A 241-nucleotide genomic window follows, 5' to 3' on the forward strand; every position below is an offset into this window, starting at 1 on the left:
ACCTAAATCCAGTCATAAAAGGATGGAGTAACTATTACAGCACAGTAGTATCCAAGGAAATTTACTCCAAACTCGACCATATGGTTTGGGTAGCTTTAAGGGCATGGACAGTATCAAGATGTGGGAAAGCGTCCATCGGTAAGCTCAGAAAGTATTACCATAAAGGAGCCAATGGAAACTGGACGTTTCAAGCGCAAGATGGGTTAAGACTGCTAACACACGCAGAAACTCCTATCAAGCG

General features: G+C 43.2%; 1 protein-coding gene. It reads left to right on the top strand.

Annotated elements, in window-relative coordinates; translation table 11 throughout:
* Positions 1-14: 14 nt before the first annotated feature.
* A partial coding sequence (locus tag LKK83_RS05490) for a group II intron maturase-specific domain-containing protein (RefSeq protein ID WP_442957284.1) occupies positions 15-241 on the top strand: 227 nt, incomplete at its 3' end.

This window comes from Phormidium sp. CCY1219 (genome assembly GCF_035615515.1).
Lineage (GTDB): Bacteria > Cyanobacteriota > Cyanobacteriia > Cyanobacteriales > Laspinemataceae > CCY1219.